The following is a 20,874-nucleotide window of genomic DNA, read 5'->3' on the forward strand; positions in this document are numbered from 1 at the left end:
CCGGCGTGTCAGCCGGTCACCGTCCGCCGGTGGACGGCGCGAACCACGGGTACGCGGGCGCGTCCGGTCCCCACGTGCCGGGGCGGCCGTGGGCGTCCTTGGTCACGAACACGTTCGGCTCGGAGGCGGTGACACCGCCGCCGGTGGAGCGCGCCGTGACGAACCAGGCGTGCGTCGTGCCCGGCTTGAGCCCGCGCCAGGTCACCGAAGCGGCCTCACCGGAGCGGACCTTGGCCCTGCCGATGACGCTCACGGGGTCGTAGAGCGCCAGCGAGTCGGTCGTGAAGGTCGTCTTGCGGCTGGTGAGGTCGATCGGCAGCACCATGTTGTCCTCGGTGCCGTCGTAGCGGTGGTCCGTGTCGTACTCGGTGGCGCCGAACTCGTCGAGCAGCGGCGAGTAGGTGTCCACCGTCAGCTCGGAGCGCTTGACGTCGAACTGCAGCATCCGGAAGAAGCTGGCGCCGAACTGCAGCTGGTCGTCGGGCTTGTAGCCGCCGATCTCGGTGAGCCCGAGCCGGTCCGCGGAGACCGTGTAGAACTGGTAGTCCGCGAGCAGCTCGACGACGTCGTGCTCGACCTCGCCGACCTTGGGCTTCACGTTGGTGCCGACGCCGTGCTCGTGACCGGCGAGGATCAGGAACACGTTCGGGTTGTCCTGCACCACCGTCTTGTAGAGCATCGACCCGTCGGGCGCGGAGAACGGGGCGCCGCGTCCGTCGGGGTTGCCGCTCGGCGCGAGGTAGTCGTGCGAGAGCAGGATGCCGTTGCGGTCGGGGAAGCGCTTGAAGACCGAGTCGGCCCACTCGGCCTCCTCGCGGGTCACCCCGTACGAGAGGCCGACCACGACGAAGTCGAGGCCCCCGGCGGAGAACAGGTCGTAGTGGTTCTGGTTGTCGCCCGCGCGCCAGGGGCCGCCGTACTCGGCGTGCTTCCAGCCCTTGGAGAGCGCCTGGTAGCGGTCGGGACCGTAGTACTTGTTGTAGATGGCGCCCGGGCCGTTCTCGGTGCCCGACTGGTTGTCGTGGTTGCCCGCGATGACGCCGTTGGGGATGCCCGCGTCGTCGAGGATCTTCTGCTGCCTGGAGGACAGCTCCAGCTCGCCGGTGATCTGGCGCTGCGTGGCCTCGTCGGCGGGCTTGCGGATGTTGTTCTCGATGATGTCGCCGGTGTGGGCGACGTAGGCGATCTTGCGCTGGTCCTTGTTGGCGGCGATCCAGCGGGAGACGTCGCCGTAGGCCTTCTCCCAGACCGCGCGCTCCTCGGGCGTCTCCTGCTCGACCGCGCCCTCGGAGAGGTACTGGGTGTCGGTGTAGTGGACGATCGAGAAGTCGTACGAGCCGGGGTCGGCGAAGCCGTCCGGGTCGCCCGCGTCGATGTCGTCGGCGAACGGGTCCTCGCCGGTGACCATGACGTGCACCTGCTGGTGGTCGACGTACCTGCGGTCGACGACGGCGGTCAGCACGGTGCCGCCCTCGACGGCGCCGCGGGCGCTGGTCAGGACGTCCCAGGTGTCCGTGCCGGTGTTCCACACGCGCAGCGCGGCGAGCCGCTCGGGGTCGATGACGCCTTCCCAGCGCAGCACCGGTGCGTCCACGTGGCCCTTCACCTGGACGTCGTACCGCTGGAAGGTGACGTCCGGGCCGGCCGGCGCGGCGAGGGTGCGGCCGTCGGCGGGCTCGAGGCCGGCGGCCTTGACCTTCTTCTCGCCCTTGACCTTGAGCGTGGTGGGAACGGACGAGGCCGTGCCCTGGTACACCTGGTCCGGGGTGAGGATCTCCGTCTCGGAGAAGGTGGCGGTCACGTCGCCGCCGTCGGGCTCGGCCACCTCGGCCGACAGCTTCACGCTGCCGCCCGCGTCGGTCGTGCCGGACTTCGGGGCGAGGTCGGCGGGGGCGTCGGGGATGCCGGCGGAGGTGAACTTCACCTCGCGGGTGCCGGTGTTGCCGAGGCCGTCGGTGCCGGACACCTTCAGCGTGTGCTCGCCGGCGGACAGGCCGGGGCCCACCGCGGCGCCGGGCTCCACGGGCTTGCCGTCGAGCGTGACGTCCGGGCCCTTCACGACGCCGGACAGGTCCTGCAGCCGGACGTCGAGGACGACCGAGGCGGTGATCCGCTGCCCGGCGGCGGGGACGCTCGACGCCACCGCGGGGGCGGAGTTGTCGGTGACCAGTACCCGGGTCGCGGACTCGCCGCTCTTCGACGTCGCGGCCAGGGTGTGCGTGCCGTCGGCGATCTCGTCGGTGTCGAGGTCGGCGTACAGGCCCTGGGCGGGTCCGTCGACGAAGAACTCGAGGTCGATCTCGGTCAGCGGGTTGACGTTGTCGCCGCAGTTGCCGTCGCCGAGGCCGTACGAGCCCTTGAGCATCCGGCCGGCGGCGGTGCCGCTCACCGGGGTGAGGGTGATGTCGGAGACGGCGAAGTCGTCGCGGTTGTCACCGCAGGAGGTCGGGAAGGTGCCGGTGACGAAGTCGATCGTGTTCCAGCCGGGAACGAGCCACTCGTTGGGGAACGTGAGGTCGACGTGCCGGCTGACGAAGTCGGCGTCGAGCAGCTGCTTCTGGCCGTTGATCAGGATGTGGTTCTGGTAACGGGCCTCGATCGAGTTGGTGCCCACGGTGAAGCCGAGGGTCGCGTTGCCCGAGCCGAGGGTCGGCGAGACGTGCACGGCCGGGGCGTCGATCGTCCAGTGCAGCTCGGCCTCGCGCAGGCGGGTGGCGCTGTCGCCGCAGCTGCCGTCGCCCATGGCGTACGAATCCGCGATGCCGTGGCCGGTGACGGTGCCGCCGTCCAGCGCGAGGGCGAGACCCGAGATGTCGAAGTCGTCGCGGTTGTTGCCGCAGCTCTCCTTGTAGGCGCTGGTCACGACCGTGATCGTGTTGTCGCCGGGCACCAGGAAGCGCGCGGGGACGGCGATGTCGACGCGCTGGCTGACCCAGGTGCCGCCCAGGTCGATGCGCTTGCCGTTGACCAGGAGGTGGTTGTCGTACCGGTCGTCGATCGAGTTCGACCCGACGTCGAAGGAGAAGGTGGCCGCGCCGTTGCCGAGGCTTGCGGCGGTGGCGGGCTCCTTGCCGTCCACGGTGAGCTTGGCGGGCTCGCCCTCGGCGCCCGCGGGGAAGTTCGCGAAGACCGGCTGGCGGCCCTTCACCAGCGTGCCGTCCTTGGGCAGCAGCCGCGGGGCGCCCGCCGGGGCGTTGTTCACGGTCACGGTGTTCTTGACCGTCTTGCCCGAGGTCGTCGTCGCCGTGAGGGCGTGGGTGCCGTTGGCGAGCTTCGTGGTGTCCAGGTCGGCGGTCAGGCCGGTGGTGCCCTGCGGGTCGCCCAGCACGAAGAAGGTCAGGGTCGCCTTGGTGAGCAGCGTGGTGTTGGTGCCGCAGCTGCCGTCGCCGAAGGAGTACGTGTACTCGTTCTCCTCGCCGTCCGCGACCTCGCCGAGCAGGTCCAGGCTGATGTCGGAGAGGACGAAGTCGTCGAAGTTGGTGCCGCAGGAGCTGTCGACGGTGCCGGCGAGGATCTCGACCTTGTTCTCGCCCTTGACCAGTTCGCCGTTGGGGATCTCGATCGTGCCGCGCTGGTTGACGAGGTCGCCGATGTCGGCGCGGTAGCCGCCGTTGACGATGACGTGGTTGTGGTAGCGGGCCTCCGTCGAGTTGGACCCGACGTCGAAGCTGAGCCGGGAGGTCCCGGCCGTCCGCTCGGCGTCGACGGCCCTGCCGTCCACCGCGAGCCGGGTGACGGAGTCGCCGGCCAGCGTGGGCGTGGCCGCGATCTTCTCCATGCCCTCCAGGTAAGTGCCGTCCCCGGGGGCGAGCTTCGGGAGGCTCGTGGCGTCCGCCGGCTGGTCGTGCCCCGGCGGATGTCTGTCGGCCGCGCTCTCGGCGTGCGCGCCGGTCAGGTTCCCGCTCAGCAGGAGCAGCGCGGCGAGCGCCGCCCCCGCGAGCCGTTGGCCCGCCGTACTGCCAATGGGCCGTCCGAGCCGCTGTGTTGGCCGTATCACCAGCTGTCCTTCCGATCGCCGCGAGGTGAAGGGCATGCCGGGTCGGAGAGAGCCGGCATGGCCCTGGCGGATCCTGGTCAGCGCAGGTGAACGCAGTTAAAGCAGAGGTAAACAACCAGCGGAAAGGTCTCGTTGACCCCCGGGGTGCCCGTCGTCCGGGCGCGGCGCACGGCTGCACGGCGTACAGGTATACGGAATCGCAATCGTCGATACGGCCCTCCGTGCAACCTGCCGGCGTCGCGGCGTAGTAGTGAGGGGCGGGCGGATCACCGCCTCCGTCGGCCGAGGCCGTACGGATGAGGGTCATCAACCAGCAAGGAGCGTCACGTTGTCCGGATTCAGAGGTGTCCCCACGGCTGCTGCACTGCTGGGCGGGATCCTGTTGCTCACGGGGTGCACCGGTTCCTCCGGGTCCGACTCCGCCGCCGGGACGGCCACTTCGCCCGCGCCGAGCGCGTCTGCCTCGGCGAGCGCGTCGGCGAGCACGTCGGCCCAGGCGGATGCGTCGGCGAGCGGTTCGCCGTCGGCCCTGCCGTCAGGCTCCGCCGCGTCGCCTTCGGCCTCGGCGCCGCGGCCCTCGTCCCGCTCCACCGCCCCCGCGACCCCTGCCGGCACCCGGCAGGCGCCCGCCTCCGTCCCCGGCTGCCGCAACCTGACCGCCGCCGGCGAGGTCAAGGGTGCGGTGACACGGGCGTACCAGCGCGGTTTCCCGCGCTTCGTGCACATCGCACCGGCGCCGGGACGGTTCTTCTACGGTCAGTGCGGCACCGTCCGCTACGCCGCCACCCAGTTCCAGCCCACCGGGGGCGCGACCGAGGGGGAACTGGTGGGCCTGCAGGACGAGGGCAGCGCGATGAAGTACTTCCGCGCCACTTCCGGGAGCAACTGGAGCTACGTCGCCACCGACGGCTTCCCCGCGAGCGAGGGCGGTTGCCGCGCCGTCCCGCAGATCCCGCGCGCCCTGGCCACGGCCTGGCGGAACTGCCGCGTCGCACCCTGAGGTGCACCGCCGGGCAGGGCGGCGGCGAGGACGCCGCCCCGCCCGCGCCGGGGACCGGCCGGCCGCGGCACGAGCGGCGCGTCACCGGGACGGCGCAGTGCGGCAGGGGCGCCCGGGCCGCGGCGCGGCTCCGGTCGCGCAGGAAGAGTGCAGGTCAGAGCCACCCTCGCCGGTAGTGCCCCAGCCGACGGACGACATCCCTCTGATCGCACCGAATGCCCGGATTGGCTAGATTCCCAAGGAGCCGCCCTGAGGCATGGGACAACAGGACCTTCGGCCCGCCGGAGGCCGCCGAGGAACGGGGAAACCGACGATGGCCACTGACTCACCCGTGCAGCTCGGCATGATCGGGCTCGGGCGCATGGGGGCCAACCTCGTACGCCGGCTGATGCGCGACGGCCATCCATGCGTCGTCCACGACCTCAACCGCGACGCCATGCTGGAACTGGAGAAGGAGGGGGCGACGGCCGCCGCCTCGCTCAAGGACTTCGTGGCCAAGCTGGCACCGCCCCGGAACGTGTGGCTGATGGTCCCGGCGGGGGTCGTGCAGTCCACGCTCGACGAGCTGACCGGGCTGCTGCAGCCCGACGACACCGTCATCGACGGCGGCAACTCCTACTACCGCGACGACATGGCCCGCGCCCGGCAGCTCGCCGAGCGGCGCATCCACTACGTCGACTGCGGCACGTCCGGCGGCGTCTGGGGCCTCGAACGCGGCTACTGCCTGATGATCGGCGGCGAGGACGAGCCGGTGGCACGGCTGGACCCGGTCTTCCGCACCATCGCTCCCGGCCGCGGCAACGCCGAACCCACGCCCGGCAGGACCAGGACCGACGGAACGGCGCCGGAGGGCTATCTGCACTGCGGCCCGAGCGGCGCCGGCCACTTCGTGAAGATGGTCCACAACGGCGTGGAGTACGGGATGATGGCCGCCATCGCCGAGGGCCTCAGCATCATCCGGCACGCGGACGCGGGGCTCGGCCGCAGGGACGTCGACGCCGAGACCGCGCCGCTGCGCGAGCCCGAGGCGTACCAGTACGAGATCGACGTGGCCGAGGTCGCCGAGGTGTGGCGGCGCGGCTCCGTGATCGGCTCCTGGCTGGTCGACCTCGTCGCCGACGCGCTCGCCCGCTCGCCGCGACTGGACCAGTTCACCGGCCGGGTCTCGGACTCCGGAGAGGGCCGCTGGACCGTCCAGGCGGCGATCGACGAGAGCGTGCCCGCCCCCGTCATCAGCGCCTCGCTGGCCGAGCGGTACGCGTCGCGCGGACTGGGCGAGTTCGGCGACAAGGTGCTGTCCGCGATGCGCGGCGAGTTCGGCGGCCACGCCGAGAAGACCGGGTGACGGCGCCATGTCCCAGCATTCCGCCTCGCCGGGTCACGGTCCGGTCCCCGACGACCACGTGGTGGTGCTGTTCGGCGCGACCGGCGACCTCGCCCGGCGCAAGCTACTGCCCGGTCTTTTCCACCTCGCCAAGGCCGGGCTGCTGCCCGCCCGTTACCGGATCGTCGGCTCCGCGCCGGCGCAGAGCACGCTGAGCGACGAGGACTTCCGCAAGCACGCGCGGGACGCGGTCTCGGAATTCGGCCGGTCCAAGCCCCAGGGCCGCGCGTGGCAGGAGTTCGAGGCGGCGCTTTCGTTCGGCGCGTGCGACCCGGGCGCCGCGGGGCCGCTGCTCGCGGCCGTACAGGAGGCGGAGCAGGCGATCGGGGGAACGCCGCGGCGGCTGTTCCACCTGGCGGTGCCGCCGAGCGCCTTCGCCTCCGTGGTGGAGACACTCGGGGCGAGCGGACTCGCCGAGGGCGCCCGGGTGATCGTGGAGAAGCCCTTCGGCACGGACCTCGCCTCGGCCCAGGCACTCAACGCGTCGATCCACGCCGTCTTCGACGAGTCCCGGGTCTTCCGCATCGACCACTTCCTCGGCAAGGAGTCGGTCGACAACATCCTCGCGCTGCGCTTCGCCAACGGCCTCTTCGAACCGGTCTGGAACCGCGACCACATCAGCCATGTGCAGATCGACGTGCCGGAGAGCATCGGCATCGAGGGCCGCGCCCAGTTCTTCGAAGGCACCGGAACGTTCCGGGACATGATCGTCACCCATCTCTTCCAGCTCCTCGGGTTCATCGCGATGGAGCCGCCCACGGCGCTCCAGGCGCAGTCCCTGCGCGACGAGAAGGAGAAGGTCTTCGAGTCGCTGCAGCCCGTGGACCCGGCCCATGTCGTCCGCGGGCAGTACGAGGGGTACCGGTCCGAGCCGGGCGTCGACCCGAAGTCGGACACCGAGACGTTCATCGCGCTGCGCGTCGGGATCGACAACTGGCGCTGGGCCGGCGTGCCCTTCTATCTGCGCTCGGGCAAGTCCCTGGCCGAGGCGCGGCATGTGGTGACCCTGGGCTTCCGGGAGCCGGCCCTGCGGATGTTCCCGCTGGCCGCGCGGGGCCACGCCGGGGCCCGCAGCAACGCCCTGGTGATCGACTTCGACGACCCGGGGCGGATCACGGCCTCGTTCCTGGTGAAGGACCCGGGTCCTGCCATGCGCCTGAGCAGGGCGGAGATGGTCTTCAGCTACGCGGAGTCCTTCAACTCCATGCACGCGCTGGAGGGCTACGAACGCCTGCTCCTGGACGCGATGCTGGGCGACCAGTCGCTGTTCACCCGCTCGGACGGCATCGAGCGCCTGTGGGAGGCCTCGACCCCGCTGCTGGAGAACCCGCCCCCAGTCGAGCCGTACGCCCCGGGCTCCTGGGGCCCGGACAGCGTCCGCCGGCTGATCGCGCCGTACCACTGGAGCCTGCCGCACCACAAGTGAGCGCCTGGGGCCGGCCCAGGCCTCGGCGGCCGGCCCGCCCCGGCCAGGGGGATTCACCGTGGCCGGGGGCGGCGGCGCAGTCGGCCTCGGCCCCCGTCAGGCACCGCCATCTCGGTCAGCGCGCTCACCCACCCCGACCCCGACCGCGCCGACGCCCCCGTCCCGCAGTGCTCCGGTATCCGCACCGCGGTGCCGCACGGGACCCCTCGACGGCATACGCGGTGGCCTGCACCTGCCGCCCGCCCAGCGCCGGGAGACCGCGGAGCGGCTGGGTCACCGACGGGTTCCGGGCCGCCTGGCCGGCCGTCACCCGCACCCCCGCGCCAGAACCGAGCCCGGCCGGAGGCCGCTTCCCACCACCCAGCACCTCCAGTCGGCTGCCGAGGCCGCGGGCCGGGACGGACACCGACGCCGCCCCGGCGATCGCGGGCGCCCTGCCCCGCGTGCGCCGGGGCTGCTCCGGCATCCCGCCGGAGGGGCAGCAGACCGTCCACGGCCGGCCGACAAGAGGGATGCCGGCGGTACGGCCCACCGGCACCCCTGTCAGTCCGCCGAGGGAGCCGTCAGCTTCCCGATCCGTGTGACCGCCCAGCTCACCATGATCACCGTCACCATGCCGCTCGCCGCGGCAGCGGCGACGATCGAGGCGGCCGAGCCGGAATGCAGCGCGGTCAGGAACGGGACGACCAGCAGGGCCACCGCCGCCAGCATCCCGGCGCCGTACCAGCCCAGGAACAGCACCGGGCCCATGCCGCCCGCAGGGGACTGGGCCGACGACATCAGCAGATGATGCTTGGTCGCCCCCCGGCAGGCGTTGACCAGCGAAGCGCCCACCAGCGGCGGCACCAGGGCGGGTGCCAGCAACGCGCGAGCCCCCGCGCCTTCCCCGGCCAGCACGCCCGCCGCCACCAGGGCGCCCACCAGCCCCAGCACGACGGGCACCGCCGTGTGCCTCAGCATCAGTCCCCGGTAGGGATACGGCGCCCACGACCCGCGCCGGGTGTCGTCTGTCTCCACCCGGGCCGGCTCCAGCAGCTGGGTCAGCGACCAGTAGCCGAAGACCAGTGAGGCCAGCGCCGCCGCCACGCCCGACCCGCCGTGCGCCGAGGCCGCCAGCACCGCGCCCAGCACCGCGAGCACCCCCAGCACCACCGCTCGGCCCAGCCGGCCCGGAGTCCGCAGCAGCGCGAGCGTGTCCCGCCACGGCACGGCCAGTTCCGCCAGGCGGGGTGCCGGCAACCGCCATCGCGCCGACCGTCCCCCGCCGGTGACCCCGGCCACTGCCTGCCGCGCGGTACGGAACTCCACCGTGCGCAGCGCGGCCATCACACCGGTCGCGGTCCGCGAACGCCGCCGTACCGCGGACAACGCCAGCGACCCGGTGGAGCGGTGTGCCGCGGCCAGCGCGCCGGCCACCACCACCGCCAGCAGGACGCCCGCGGCCCAGCCGCCCGGCAGCGCGGCCGGCGTGGGGGCCAGCGCGGCCAGCCCGGCCCAGCCCCAGGGCCCGGACCACAGCTCCACCCGTTCCAGTCCCGGCAGCCGGTGGCCGGCGACCGCCAGCACGGTCTGCGCCACCAGTGCCAGCACCGCCATGGCGACGTACGGGGTGGCCAGCCGGGCCCAGCGGGCCACCCGCTCGCTGCCCTCGACCGCGGTGGCCAGCGCGATCGCGAGCAGCGGCAGACCGCTGCCGCCGAGCAGGCACCAGCCGAACGCGGCAGGCAGCCCCACGCCGACCGTCAGGCCCAGCGCGATCATGCCGATCGCCGAGACCAGCAGCCCGGCTCCGCCGGCGATCGCGGCCGACCCCCAGAACCACGGCCGCAGCACCTTGGCGACGTTCACCGGCTGGGCCAGCATCCAGTCCACGGTCTCGCGCGGCGGCACCACCGGGCCGCGCCACTGGGCGTCCCAGGCGGCGACCAGCAGCCATCCCAGCCCCAGCGCGCAGGACCCGGCCGGCAGCGCGGCCAGGATCGCCGGTCCGTGGCCGGAGTAGTCGGCGCCCATCGACTTCTCGAGGAACAGCCCCAGGCTCGGCAGCCCGCCCCACACCGCGAGGAGCAGCGCCACGCAGTACACGGCGTAGGCGATCTGGCCGGTCCTCTTGCGGCGGTGCGGGGTGCGCAGGTCGCGGACCAGCCGCAGGGTCTCCCGCGTCCAGTCGTCGGCGTCGGACCAGGCCGCGGCGTGCTCCGCGGTCTCCCCGGTCTCCCCGGTGTCGTCGGTTTCCTCGGCGAGCGTGGTCACCGGGCACCGTCCGGGCTCTCGGCCAGCCAGGTCAGTCCGTCGGTCCCGGTGGCGAGCACCTCGTCCGGGTGGCCGTCGGCCACCACCTTGCCGTCGCGGAGGACCAGCACCTGGTCGGCGACCGCCCGGGCCAGTTCCGCGTGGTGTGTCACCAGCAGCACCGCGACGCCGTCCGCGGTCTCCTTCTTGATCAGGTCCGCCAGCTGCCGCCGCGCGCCAGGGTCCAGTCGCTGTTCCGGCTCGTCCAGCAGCAGCAGGTCGCGCGGCCGGACCATCGCGGAGGCCAGCAGCAGCGACTGGAGCTGCCCGGAGGACAGCGCCCCGGGCAGCGCGTCGGCGTGGTCGGTCAGCTTCCGCTCGGCCAGTACGTGGCCGATCCAGTCGCCGGCGTCCTCCACCCCGTGGGCCACCGCCACCAGCTGCAGGTGCTCGCGCACGGTCAGGTCGGGGTAACAGGCCGCGGTGTCGCCGACCACCGCCACCCGGGCCCGGACCGCCGGGTCGTTCTCGTTCATCGGCTTGCCGTCGAACGTCACGGTGCCGGTGCTCGGCCTGTCCCGGCCGGCCGCTATGCGCAGCAGTGTCGATTTGCCCGAGCCGTTGTGGCCGAGCAGCGCCACGCACTTCCCGGACCGCAGTCGCAGGTTCATCGTGGCCAGCGCCGTGCGCTTGCCGTAGACCCGGCTGACGCCGCTGAGCTCGAGCAATGGTGGTGCACCCATGTCGCCGGGCCTCTCGTCGAACACGATCGCTGTCCCCGCTCCGGCCTCGGGACGACGGCCCGGAGCGGCCCGGCCATTCTCCACGCTCCGCCCGGCCGGGGGCCATCGGCCCGCTGTTCACCCGCACCGACGGCATCGAGCGCCTGTGAGAGGCCCCCGCTCCCGGAGAACCCACCGCCGATGGAGCTGTACGCGCCCGGTTCCTGGGGACCGGACTCCGTACGCCGCCTGATCGCGCCGCATCATGGGACCCTGCCGCACCGGAAGTGAGCTGTGGGGCGGGCGGCCGGTGGCCCGGGGCCGCGCCTGGGCGTGCGGCCGGCGCGGAGCAACGGAGCCGGAACCCACCGTGACCGACCGCGGTCCCGCCCTCGCTCTGCGAGGCTCAAGGCGGCTCGTACCTCGGCCACGGCTCAAGGGATACCCCCCGGCACTTGGCTCGAACTCGGGCCGATGGCGGCGGGGGGCGTCCCTCGTCTCGTTGCCGGGTCAGACGCGATGGACCGTGTGGAGGGTCCGGGCGTAGGTGCCCGTGCCGTCCAGGAGTGAGGCCCCGCCCAGGTCGGACATCGTGGGCCCGTTGATCGTCTTCCGGCTGGAGAGGAAGCGCCTCCCGCCCTCCGCGTCCTTGCCGACGTAGATGCCGACGTGGTCCACCGTCGACGTCGCGCTGTCATCACCGGAGTCGGCGTTGAACAGTACGAGGTCGCCGGGCTGGAGGCCCTCGGCGGCCGGCGGATTCGTGCCGTCCGTCCGGTCGACACAGACGCCGGGCGCGTAGTCGGCCATGTGTCTGGATTGACGCGGTATGCGGGAGCGGGAGGTGTCCTCACCCGCGGCCAGCGGCACGCCCATGTGGTAGCCGTAGACCATGCGCGTGTAGCCCGAGCAGTCGAGGTTGCCGACCTGCTTGGAGGACGGGCCTGTGTAGGTGCCGTCGGGGAAGGTCCAGCCGATGTTCATGTACTCGTGGAAGTCGGCGCCCTCGTAGCGGTACCCCTGCGGGTCGAGGTAGCCGTAGCCCGACTCGCCCAGGACCTGTCTGCCCTCGGCCGGCCCGGCGCCGGCGACCACCGCGGGCGCGCCGGTGAGGAACATGGCCGCGTAGGCGAGGACGTCCGGGGCCGTGGAGCCGGACCAGTCCCGGATGGTCTTCTCCAGCTCCTGGGTCCAGGTGCCGTCATAGGGCTGCGGGAGCACGCGCACCCAGTCGCCGTGGGTGACGGTGGGCGGGGCCGCCCAGTTGGCCGCGTCCACCTGGAACCGGCTGACGAGCAGTCCGACCGGCAGGTTGGTGCAGCCGTCGTTGGCGAGTGCGCGCAGGCCCACCCGTCCCTTGCCGAAGGTGGAGTCGACGACGTCGAAGGCCCAGTCGGACGGCTCCGTCGAAGCCGTACGCCATGCCTTCGCGCGTATCCGGGTGCCCTCGCGGCGGACACGGATCGTCCAGTCGGTGCCCGCGGGGACACCGGTGGCGAGGGACACGGCCGGCGCCAGCTGGGTGACGGCGTCGGCGACCTCCTTCTCGACCCTCAGCTCGACCGCGCCGGAGGTGAGGAAGGACAGCCGGGCCCGGTAGTTGTTGTGGGTGTCCTGGTAGCCGAAGGACAGGGCGAAGGAACATGCTTGTCCGGTGGGCACCTTGTCGAACCGTCCGACCGAGCGCACGTCCACGTCGGTGATCTCGTCGTCGCGGACGGTGGCGTGGCGGCTGGCGAAGTCGGTGGTCAGCGTGATGACGCCGGTGCCCGGCACCACCGCGTAGTCGCTGTCGGCGGGTCCGAGGGTGGACCAGCTACCGCCCCCGGGGGATCCGCCCCAGTACACGCGCTGGTCCTGCGGCACTGCCGGGTCGGGCAGCGTTCTCCGGAAGTCGTCCGCGAACGGCTTCTTGTTCTCCGTAAAGGTGCGCTCCGGGCCGGGCAGCAGCACGGTGCGTGCCCCGTGGGTCAGCAGCGCCACCCGCCTCCCGCCGGAGGTGACCTCGGTGCGGACCGGGACCCCCGGCAGCACGGTCGCCGTGAGGTGCGCCGCGAGCGTCTCGCGGATGAAGTAGTCGGCGTTCAGCGGCGGCAGGGTCACGGCCGAGCGGCCGGAGGCCGGTCCGGTGGGCAGCGCCGACGGCTGGACCGCGGTGGGTGCGGCAACCGGCTCGGCGGCGTGTGCGGGGGCGGCGGTCAGGCCGCCGAGGGGGACGGCGGCAGCGGAGGCCGCGAAGACGGCGAGTACATGACGCCGAGAGGTGTTCGACATACGTTCCATGATCCCCGGATCGCGGCCGGTACCCGTAGCGGACCGGGAGTTGACCTGCTCGTCCCGCGAGACGTGGGGGTGCTTTCTTCACGCCTTTGTTCATGTCTTGACAGAACCCCGACAAGACTGTTTCGATCTGGTCGCGTCCCGAGGAATGCGGAGGGAGGAGAGGTTCCCCGTACGCCGTCCGGCCCGGCAGCACGCACAAGGGCCGACGACCGGGCACCGCCCGACCGCATTGTCCTCATGCCCGTCCGGGAACTCGGGAGACCCCCCGGGCAGGGAGCAGTGTGGGCGCGTTCCACCGAGTCACCGTCAGGGGCCGTGCGACAGCGCCCACGGGGCGGGACCGCGCATGGCCTCCGTATCCCACCAGGAAGGAAGGACATCGTGAGACGTTCCCTCATCGGGGCAGCCGCGGCTCTCACCTTGGTCGTTCTCGCCGGCACGGAGTCAGCGGCCCCGGCCGCCGTACCGCACCACGGCTCCCCGGTAACGGGCACCTATTCCACAGGGGCCGGCCACGCGTGGCAGTCGTTACCGGACGCGGGCTCTGACACCAGCCCGGGCACCCCCACCGACGCGACCGTGGTCGTCGATCCGAGCGCCACCCGTCAGAAGTACGCGGGCATCGGGTTCTCCCTCGACGAGACCAGCGTGTCCAACCTGTGGAAGCTCACCCCCGCCAAGCGCGCGGAGGCCGTCCGACTGCTCGTCGACCCGAAGACCGGGGCGGGCCTGAACCGATTCCGCCTCACGATCGGCAGCCCCGACCTCATCGAGCACCTGCCCTTCTGGTCCGAGGACGACCTCCCCGCCGGCGTCACCGACGACTTCCAGCTGAAGCACTTCTCGATCCAGCGCGACGTCGACCTGCACATCATCGACACCATCAAGCTGATCCAGCGCTACAACCCGAAGGCCACGTTCTTCGCGTCCGCGTGGAGCGCCCCGGCGTGGATGAAGACCAACAACCGGTTCACGGGCGAGGTCGCGCTCAAGCCCGGAAGCACGACGGACTACTACCAGGTCGGCAAGCTGCGGGACGACTGCATCGACGTCTTCGCCCGCTACTACGTCAAGTTCGTCCAGGCGTACGCCCGTCACGGCATCCGCGTCGACGCGCTGACCCTGCTGAACGAGCCCGGCATGGACGTGGTCTACCCGGCGATGGACATCGATGTCGCCCAGCAGCAGAAGCTCGCCCTCGCGATCAAGAAGGCCCTCCGCAAGGCGGACCTGAACACGGGGCTGTACGTCCACGACTTCAACTTCTGGGACTGGCGCGACCCGAACAGCACCGCGACGAAGAACTACCACCGCATCTTCGACGACGCCCCCGACGGATCCGTGACCGGCAAGCAGGTCCTCAACGCGACGGACGCCGTGGCCTTCCACCCCTACTGGGGCGACCCGAAGGTGATGCGCGACGCGTTCGAGCAGACGGGCAAGCCGGTCAACATGACGGAGACCAGCAACCTGTCCGCGGCCACCATCCTGAACTACTTCCGCCTCGACGCGAGCTCCTACGTCCTGTGGGCGCAGGCCACGGACCAGGACGGCGGCACACTCCACTGGACGCCCGCACGGGACAACAACGTCGACTGGGACGAGATCGGCGCGACCACCAAGTGGCCCGACCGCCTGGTCAAGGTGAACACGACGACCAAGGACTTCACCGTCCGGGACGAGCTCTACGCCATGGGGCAGTTCGCGAAGTACCTGACGCCCGGCGACGTACGGCTGGAGTCGAGCGCCACGGAGGGCGGCGTGAGCAACGTCGTATACCGCCATGGCGCCGACGGGTACGTCGCGGTCCTCGGCAACGCCAAGAGCACGGACACCACGGTGCGGGTCGTCCTCGCCGGCAGGTCGTTCGTGGTGAAGGTCCCGGCGAACTCGTACGCCACGTACCGGTGGCAGCAGCGCATCCCCCGGTCCCCGCACAACAGGGCGCCCGTGCTGGCCCCGGTGGCCGACGTGGTGGCCGACCAGTACGGCACGGTGCAGGTCCGGCTCATGGCGACCGACCGCGACGGCGACCGGCTCGCCTTCTACGCGACCGACCTCCCGGACGGCGTCACCGTCGACCCCGCCACGGGCGTGGTGACGCTCAAGCCGACGGTGGCCGGCGAGCAGGACGTGACGGTGGTCGTCACCGACGGCACGGCGCACGCACAGGTGACCCTGCACGTGACGGTACGGCCGCACAGTGCGCCGGTCGGGGTGAGGGTGGAGGCGGAGTCGTACGCGGACCAGCATGGCTGGACGGCGGGCGGGGCCAACTTCATCGAGTCCAACCCTGCGGCGAGCGGCGGCGCCAACGTGGGCTGGACGGCGGCGGGCAACTGGCTGGACTACGCGGCCGACGTGCCGAAGGCCGGAACGTACGACCTGGAGCTGCGCGTCGCCACGGGCACCGGGGCGCCCGTCCCGGACGCCCTGACCTTCCGGGACGCGGCCGGCACCACTCTGTCCACGGTGACCGTCCCGGACACGGGCGGCTGGGCCTCCTACCAGTCCGTCCACGTCCCGGTCACCCTGGCCGCGGGCGACCAGGTGGTCAGGCTCTACTGCGAGGCAGGCGGCTTCAACATCGACTACCTGCGGTTGTCGTAGCGCTCCCGGCCACGTAGCGCCGGTGGGGGCGTGGCTACACCTGACAGTTGAGGAAAGGCCCAGGTCGGGGATGGATTCCCGACCTGGGTCTTGTGCCGTCCAGAGCAGTACAGCCGTCCGTATCCGTCCGCAGCGTCCTCGTCGTCCTTCGCGGTCAGCCGGTTACGGCGCTGGGGGCTGCTCGGCCTTCCCGTTCAGCGTCTGGCGGTGCGGTGAACGGGCCGACCTGCCCTGGCTGGTACTCGCCATCAGGCCATGCAGCGGGCAAACGCCTGCACAGTGCCTGAGGTCTTCGACTCGTTTTGGAATGTGATCTGCCACTGCGTGGCACTCATCGCACGGTTGTCCGTCACGTCGATGCTGGCGGAGGACACCTTCCAGCCACCGCTGATGGCATTGGTGCCCGCAGGACAGGTGACAGTGACGGTCTTGCTTTGGTTGGCCTCGATCGACCCCACCGGACTGTTCACGGTGTCGGGGGACGAGGCGGTCACTTCCACAGCCAGCGCAGGGGACGCCAGGCTAAGAGCCAGCGCGGGGGCGGCGGCCAGGGCGAGGAGCTTGGTGCGGATCATGGTTCGACCTCCCTTGAGTGGCTCGCGCATTCGGACGAATCGAACGCACCAGCCCAGACTGGGCGGGGCGGAAGGGAACCGCCATTCGATACCCCCATTGGTGTGACGGAATGCGTACCGTTGTTTCTTGATCATGGTGGAGTGGGATTGACGACCGCCGAAGGCCCTGCACATCGGCGCAGGCCGCGAAGCCCGCGGCCTCGGCAACGACCCCGGGATGGGGATCGAAGTGGCCGTCCACGAGAACCCGCGGTTCGACCTCCTGGCACCCCTCGTGCCGTACAGCATCCACTCAGAGAGATGGAGCCGAGGCGCCGCGGCGTACAGCACCGGGCCAATGGGGCGAAGTACCCCGAGGTCGCCAGGGTGATCGTTGGCTGCGTTCGCTGCGGTTCGCCCAGTTCGAAGGAGGAGCACTGGCGGGCCCTGGATCACGCGTGAGACCACGTGTACGCAGGGGTTCGCCGCCCGGAATGTGGCTGGGAACAGGGTGGCGAGATCGCGTGGCAGGCGGGTCTCAATGCCGGTCGTCCGGGGGTCACGTCCGGCGCCGAGCCGCTCCCCGATGACGAGGAATTCGCCGTCGTCCAGCTCCAGGACTTCGGGGCAGTTGTTGGAAGCGGTCGACCCGCGCTCAGCGGGCGTCGATCCGATACGGCGCAGCAGACTCTTTGCAGTGACAGCATCGGTGCTATGGGCACCGAGACGGATTGGGTGTACCGGGTCTTCGAGCCGCACGGCTCCGAGGGATGGCGACCTTATGGCAGGGATTCCGAGCGGTGGCGGGGCACGATCACCGCCGACGATTCGAGCGAGGGCCCCCGATACGCCGTCGCCCTCGTCGTCGCCGACCTGATGACCGAGTGGACGGTACGCGGCCTTTCCAGGGCGAGGCACGTGCGCGTCCTCCTCTGGCGTGAGGAGGAGGGCGACGAGGCGGACGCGGACATCATCGTGGAGGTCCGACCGGACATCCACGATGGGTGACCGGCAGGTGCCCGATTCACCGCGTCTGGACCGATCAAGGTCCAGGGCGAACCTGCCCCCGAGGCCGCGTCGGCGCGGCCAGGTCGACCGACTGGTTGTTGAGGGACATCGCGAGGTCGGTGGGGGAAGGCATCGCCGGCGCCCAGGTAAGCCAGATCTGCCGAGGCGGGGATGCCGTGGCGGACGCAGGTGGTCACGATGCGATGGGTGCGGGCCGCGGTCAGATCGTGGATGCGTCCGGGCAGAGCGCGAGAGATCCACACGGTCTCCCCTAACGGGTCGGTGATGACCTGGAGATTCACGGCGTGGCGGCGGTGCATGCCGGAGTAGTCAGCGCGGCCGTCACCGGCCCGGTCGCACTCGGCGAGGGTGCCGTCCACCAGCACATACTCCGCATCGGCTGCGCGCAGGGCATGGGCCAGACCGGGAGCACGGCGGGCAAGGAGACTGGTGACGGACCGGACGTAGGTGTGGGCGGTGCCGACGCTGATCCGGAAGCCGGCAGCGATCTGCGCGAGGGTTCGTGCTTGCGCAGGTACACCAGCACGACCAGGGCCCGCTGTCAGGGCCGGAGCTTGCAGCGGCGCCGCAAGGCGGACCGGGTATTGCAGTCGAAGGTGATCGTGTGGAGCTTCCTGCAGAATTTACCTAAAACATATTGACTCGCTACACATGTAGTGCATCGTGGTTTATAGGCCATAACACCGAAAGAGTTGCAAAGTCGATGAGGACGTCTACTCGGCGGAGTGACTTGGACAGGATGTGGTTCAGGCCCCCGGCAAGCCGGCGCGATACCGAGGCGACAGTGACGACTGAAGCTTCAGGACACGCGCAGATCTACCGGGGACTGTTTTGCCCTCGGAGCCTTCGCACGGGCCGAGCGCCCGTGCGAAGGCTCTGGCACGTCCACTCTCCCAGCGGAATCGAAGAGCAGCAGACGTGGCCCGTTCCTGCAGGCGAGACCTGTTCATCGGAAGTCTGCCTACTTGATCAAGACGCTCCCGCCAGCACAGCGCGGCGGCGCGCGGGGCGACGCCTCGGGCCGACGCTCCTAATGGGGACGTAAGTGTTGGGGATGGCCGGCCCACGGTGAGCCGTATCCGCTCCAGAGGCACCGACCTCTTAAGACGGAGCCGGGCCCGGGTGCCGGCCATCCCCGGCATTCGCCGGGGACGCGTGGCCCGGCGGGGCCCGGGCAACGTTCTAGCCTTCGTCCCGTTCGCCCGGCCCCTCCGGGCCACGCCACCAGGAGCGTCGAAGTCGTTAGCGTCGTGGACCAGACCGCTGGCAGGGATCACCTCTCACCGCATCGGGAACCACAGAGTTCCCCCGCAGACCGAGGGCCCCGCCGGTCGCCGGGGATCGCGAACGGCTGATCGGATGACGGGCCGCATGAGCCCTTCCATGAGGGAGCCGTGCATCCCTGCAAGGCGGAACCCCGTTAGCCAAACTCCGCATCAACGACAACGCCGCCGGCCTGACCCAGCTATTGGATCTGCTGGCCGACCACTGCGACACCCCCGAGTTCCCGATCCCGGTGGCCATCGAGACCTTCCACGGACTGCTGGTCTCCTGCCTGTGCACAACCGGCCGACCCGTCTGCGCAATCAACCCGCTCACCGCCGCCCGCTACCGCGGCCCATACGCCCTGACCCGCAAGAAGTCAGACCACCTTACGAAGGCAATCGACATGCCGTCCCGGTCGGCACGGGCTGCCGCGTCAGCGGTCGCTGGTTCCTTTGCACGGCGTCACCTGAGACGCCGGAGGAGCGGACCCGAGTAGCCCGGGCCCTGCAACTGCCCGCGTATGGCGACCAGGTGCGGCCTCGCCCCTCAAACCGGACAGCTTGCGTACTTGTGGTCGCGTCGCGAAGGCCCCTCCCCGACGGCCGGAGGCAGGCGCGGCCCCTGAAGCCGGAATCGGCGGGCCGCTCGCCGGTGCTCGACGCGAAGGCCGGTGCCGGGGCTCTTCTGAAAGTCATCGGTTCGACCCATGAACTCGCATGCAAGATGGTGGGGTTGGGCGTCGAACATGGCCTGCCGGCGCCGGCCCTGATGACGGGCATCAACAGGCCGCTGGGCCTGCCCGAGGGCAACGCCGCTCGACGTCCTGCATGCGTCAAGGTGTTGGCGCGGCGGTGGCCTGGCCGACAGCGTCGAGCTGACCCTCGCCATCGGCCTCGAGAGGCTCGACGCGACGCGTCTGAAGGACGTCGCCCCGGCGTACTAAATCAGAAACGCACCCTCTGACGGATGCCCCCCACGGCCCGGCGCCGGACACCCGCGTCGTCCAGGGCCCGACACCGAGCAACCTGCAGCTCGGCACGTGAAGGCGAGCCTCGTGCCGGGCGATCACCCTTACACCAGATGGGCCGGTCAGGAACTGGGGATGCCCATGCCGTCGAAGCGCTGCATGAGGGAGGGCTTACCCCGGTGCGCGGCCCGCAGTTCCCCGACCCGCCGGTCGAAGTCGGTGGTGCCACCGGTGCGGGCCTCCAAGGTACGCAGGTCTCCCAGGATCACGACTGCGGCGTCGTAGGCGCCGGCCTTCTTCTGGGCGATCAGGTCGTCGACCTCACGCCAGGCCTGTTCGGTGTTCTGGGCGAGCTTGTCGAGGCGCGCCTCCTGCGCCTCGGAGGCGGCGCGTGCGCGGGCCTGCTCGGCAGCGGTCCGGGCGTCCTGCTCTCGCTGCCTGCGGCCGGTGCGACGGCGGTAGGCCGCGTCGAGCAGTTCGGCCGCGGTGCGCCGGCCGGCTTCGTCACGCGGTCCGGGGACGGTGGCGGCCGCTCGGTAGCGGGCCAGGAGTCGGGGCCCCGGGGACGCCGTACCCAGCGCGGCCTCGACCAGCAGGGCGTCCTTGTCGGCGGCGGGGAGGCCTGCAATGAATGCCGTCAGTGCGTTGTGGTCCACCGCGTCAGCGGTGGCGGGCTGGCTGTCTTCGGCGGCGGCAGTCAGCAGGTCCGCGTCGACGCCCAGGAAGTCCACCAGGGCCCGCTGCGTGCCGGTGAGCGAGGCGAGTCCCGCGGGGACGGGCGGTTCGACCTCGCGGGCGTAGTTCTCCTCGTCGTCCTCCGCGAGCTCCCAGGCGGTGAGCCCGGCAAGCCATGCCAGGTACAGCGGCCGCAGGTCTCCCTCCGCGAGTTCGGCGCGCAGCCCCACGAACGTGGAGAGCGTGTAGGACGTCTCGAATTCCCACTCGCCGCCGTCCTCCGAGAGCACGGAGAAGTCCAGCAGCGTGTGTCCGGACCGGGTCCAGACACTGAGCGCATCGTCCATCGCGTACTTGGTGGCCTCCTTGGCCGTGAGCGACCCTGCGGGCAGGCGCAGGAGGAGGCGGCGGCTTCCCCAGTTCGCGTAGTACAGATGAGCGTCGTAGAGCTCCTCGACCAGCTTCGTCGTATCGCCCCGGAAATCGCCCCAGTGGTACTCGTTGACGAAGCGTGTCGCGGTGATGTCGGCGCGAGTGGACAGCGCCCGTACCCGTCTGACCTGGTCCTCGTCCAACGGCCGGTCAAGCGCGAGAAACTCGTAGTACTGGTACTCGCTCACGCTTCCGGAGCCTACCGGCCGTACGCACAGAGGTGGGGTCAGCCAGGGAGCCGGCCGAACAACCCGCTGCGGCAGTCGCGTTCCCGCCTCGGCCTCTGCTTCGGCCCAT

Annotated in this window: 12 protein-coding genes and 2 pseudogenes; 6 read left to right on the top strand and 8 right to left on the bottom strand. The window is 71.1% G+C overall.

The window, feature by feature from the left end; translation table 11 throughout:
- Positions 1 to 16: 16 nt before the first annotated feature.
- Together ACFW3D_RS28165 and ACFW3D_RS28170 are read right to left on the bottom strand one after the other, a co-directional pair.
- Complete coding sequence (locus ACFW3D_RS28165) at positions 17 to 3,997, bottom strand: metallophosphoesterase (RefSeq protein WP_500508474.1); 3,981 nt, start codon at positions 3,995 to 3,997, stop codon at positions 17 to 19.
- A gap of 306 nt (positions 3,998 to 4,303) precedes the next feature.
- A complete protein-coding gene (locus ACFW3D_RS28170; RefSeq protein WP_500508476.1) occupies positions 4,304 to 4,588 on the bottom strand; it encodes a hypothetical protein in 285 nt (94 codons plus the stop codon).
- A gap of 91 nt (positions 4,589 to 4,679) precedes the next feature.
- On the opposite strand from ACFW3D_RS28170, the gene ACFW3D_RS28175 reads away from it, so the two are divergent.
- From ACFW3D_RS28175 to zwf, 3 genes are all read left to right on the top strand, one after another.
- On the top strand, positions 4,680 to 4,997 hold the full coding sequence (locus tag ACFW3D_RS28175; protein WP_500508480.1) for a hypothetical protein: 318 nt from the start codon (positions 4,680 to 4,682) through the stop codon (positions 4,995 to 4,997).
- 313 nt (positions 4,998 to 5,310) lie between these two features.
- Positions 5,311 to 6,342 carry a phosphogluconate dehydrogenase (NAD(+)-dependent, decarboxylating) gene (gene gnd / locus ACFW3D_RS28180; protein WP_500508483.1) on the top strand — a complete coding sequence of 344 codons (1,032 nt, stop codon included), beginning with the start codon at positions 5,311 to 5,313 and terminating at the stop codon, positions 6,340 to 6,342.
- A gap of 7 nt (positions 6,343 to 6,349) precedes the next feature.
- Positions 6,350 to 7,807 carry a glucose-6-phosphate dehydrogenase gene (gene zwf, locus ACFW3D_RS28185; protein WP_500508485.1) on the top strand — a complete coding sequence of 486 codons (1,458 nt, stop codon included), beginning with the start codon at positions 6,350 to 6,352 and terminating at the stop codon, positions 7,805 to 7,807.
- A gap of 543 nt (positions 7,808 to 8,350) precedes the next feature.
- Here zwf and ACFW3D_RS28190 read toward each other — a convergent pair.
- From ACFW3D_RS28190 to ACFW3D_RS28200, 3 genes are all read right to left on the bottom strand, one after another.
- Positions 8,351 to 10,060 carry a hypothetical protein gene (locus ACFW3D_RS28190; RefSeq protein WP_500508488.1) on the bottom strand — a complete coding sequence of 570 codons (1,710 nt, stop codon included), beginning with the start codon at positions 10,058 to 10,060 and terminating at the stop codon, positions 8,351 to 8,353.
- Positions 10,057 to 10,782, bottom strand: coding sequence for an ABC transporter ATP-binding protein (locus ACFW3D_RS28195; protein WP_500508532.1), 726 nt, complete (start codon positions 10,780 to 10,782; stop codon positions 10,057 to 10,059). Before ACFW3D_RS28195 ends, ACFW3D_RS28190 begins: the two co-directional genes overlap by 4 nt.
- A 489-nt stretch (positions 10,783 to 11,271) precedes the next feature.
- The gene (locus tag ACFW3D_RS28200) at positions 11,272 to 13,035 is read right to left on the bottom strand and encodes an NlpC/P60 family protein (RefSeq protein WP_500508491.1); all 1,764 of its coding nucleotides are present in this window, start codon (positions 13,033 to 13,035) and stop codon (positions 11,272 to 11,274) included.
- A 390-nt stretch (positions 13,036 to 13,425) separates the two neighbouring features.
- Between ACFW3D_RS28200 and ACFW3D_RS28205 the strand changes: the two genes are divergently transcribed.
- On the top strand, positions 13,426 to 15,654 hold the full coding sequence (locus ACFW3D_RS28205) for a carbohydrate-binding protein (RefSeq protein ID WP_500508493.1): 2,229 nt from the start codon (positions 13,426 to 13,428) through the stop codon (positions 15,652 to 15,654).
- A 248-nt stretch (positions 15,655 to 15,902) separates the two neighbouring features.
- On the opposite strand, the gene ACFW3D_RS28210 is transcribed toward ACFW3D_RS28205, so the two are convergent.
- Complete coding sequence (locus ACFW3D_RS28210) at positions 15,903 to 16,229, bottom strand: hypothetical protein (protein WP_378356551.1); 327 nt, start codon at positions 16,227 to 16,229, stop codon at positions 15,903 to 15,905.
- 693 nt (positions 16,230 to 16,922) lie between these two features.
- Between ACFW3D_RS28210 and ACFW3D_RS28215 the strand changes: the two genes are divergently transcribed.
- Positions 16,923 to 17,216 carry a hypothetical protein gene (locus ACFW3D_RS28215; protein ID WP_179279986.1) on the top strand — a complete coding sequence of 98 codons (294 nt, stop codon included), beginning with the start codon at positions 16,923 to 16,925 and terminating at the stop codon, positions 17,214 to 17,216.
- A gap of 134 nt (positions 17,217 to 17,350) precedes the next feature.
- Here the strand turns inward: ACFW3D_RS28215 and ACFW3D_RS28220 are convergent.
- Positions 17,351 to 17,802 (bottom strand): annotated as a pseudogene (locus ACFW3D_RS28220) (transposase family protein); the annotation flags it as partial.
- A gap of 837 nt (positions 17,803 to 18,639) precedes the next feature.
- Here ACFW3D_RS28220 and ACFW3D_RS28225 point away from each other — a divergent pair.
- A pseudogene (locus tag ACFW3D_RS28225) lies at positions 18,640 to 18,885 on the top strand (IS110 family transposase); the annotation flags it as partial.
- 707 nt (positions 18,886 to 19,592) lie between these two features.
- On the opposite strand, the gene ACFW3D_RS28230 reads toward ACFW3D_RS28225, so the two are convergent.
- Positions 19,593 to 20,765 carry a hypothetical protein gene (locus tag ACFW3D_RS28230; protein ID WP_500508495.1) on the bottom strand — a complete coding sequence of 391 codons (1,173 nt, stop codon included), beginning with the start codon at positions 20,763 to 20,765 and terminating at the stop codon, positions 19,593 to 19,595.
- Positions 20,766 to 20,874 lie beyond the last annotated feature (109 nt).

Source organism: Streptomyces sp. NPDC058864, assembly GCF_042742985.1.
GTDB lineage: Bacteria > Actinomycetota > Actinomycetes > Streptomycetales > Streptomycetaceae > Actinacidiphila.

Excerpts from the sequence above, each read along its gene's own strand:
- zwf (WP_500508485.1), top strand. The coding sequence starts at position 6,350 with ATGTCCCAGCATTCCGCCTCGCCGGGTCACGGTCCGGTCCCCGACGAC.
- ACFW3D_RS28215 (WP_179279986.1), top strand. The coding sequence starts at position 16,923 with ATGGGCACCGAGACGGATTGGGTGTACCGGGTCTTCGAGCCGCACGGC.
- ACFW3D_RS28210 (WP_378356551.1), bottom strand. The coding sequence starts at position 16,229 with ATGATCCGCACCAAGCTCCTCGCCCTGGCCGCCGCCCCCGCGCTGGCT.
- ACFW3D_RS28195 (WP_500508532.1), bottom strand. The coding sequence starts at position 10,782 with ATGGGTGCACCACCATTGCTCGAGCTCAGCGGCGTCAGCCGGGTCTAC.
- ACFW3D_RS28200 (WP_500508491.1), bottom strand. The coding sequence starts at position 13,035 with ATGTCGAACACCTCTCGGCGTCATGTACTCGCCGTCTTCGCGGCCTCC.
- gnd (WP_500508483.1), top strand. The coding sequence starts at position 5,311 with ATGGCCACTGACTCACCCGTGCAGCTCGGCATGATCGGGCTCGGGCGC.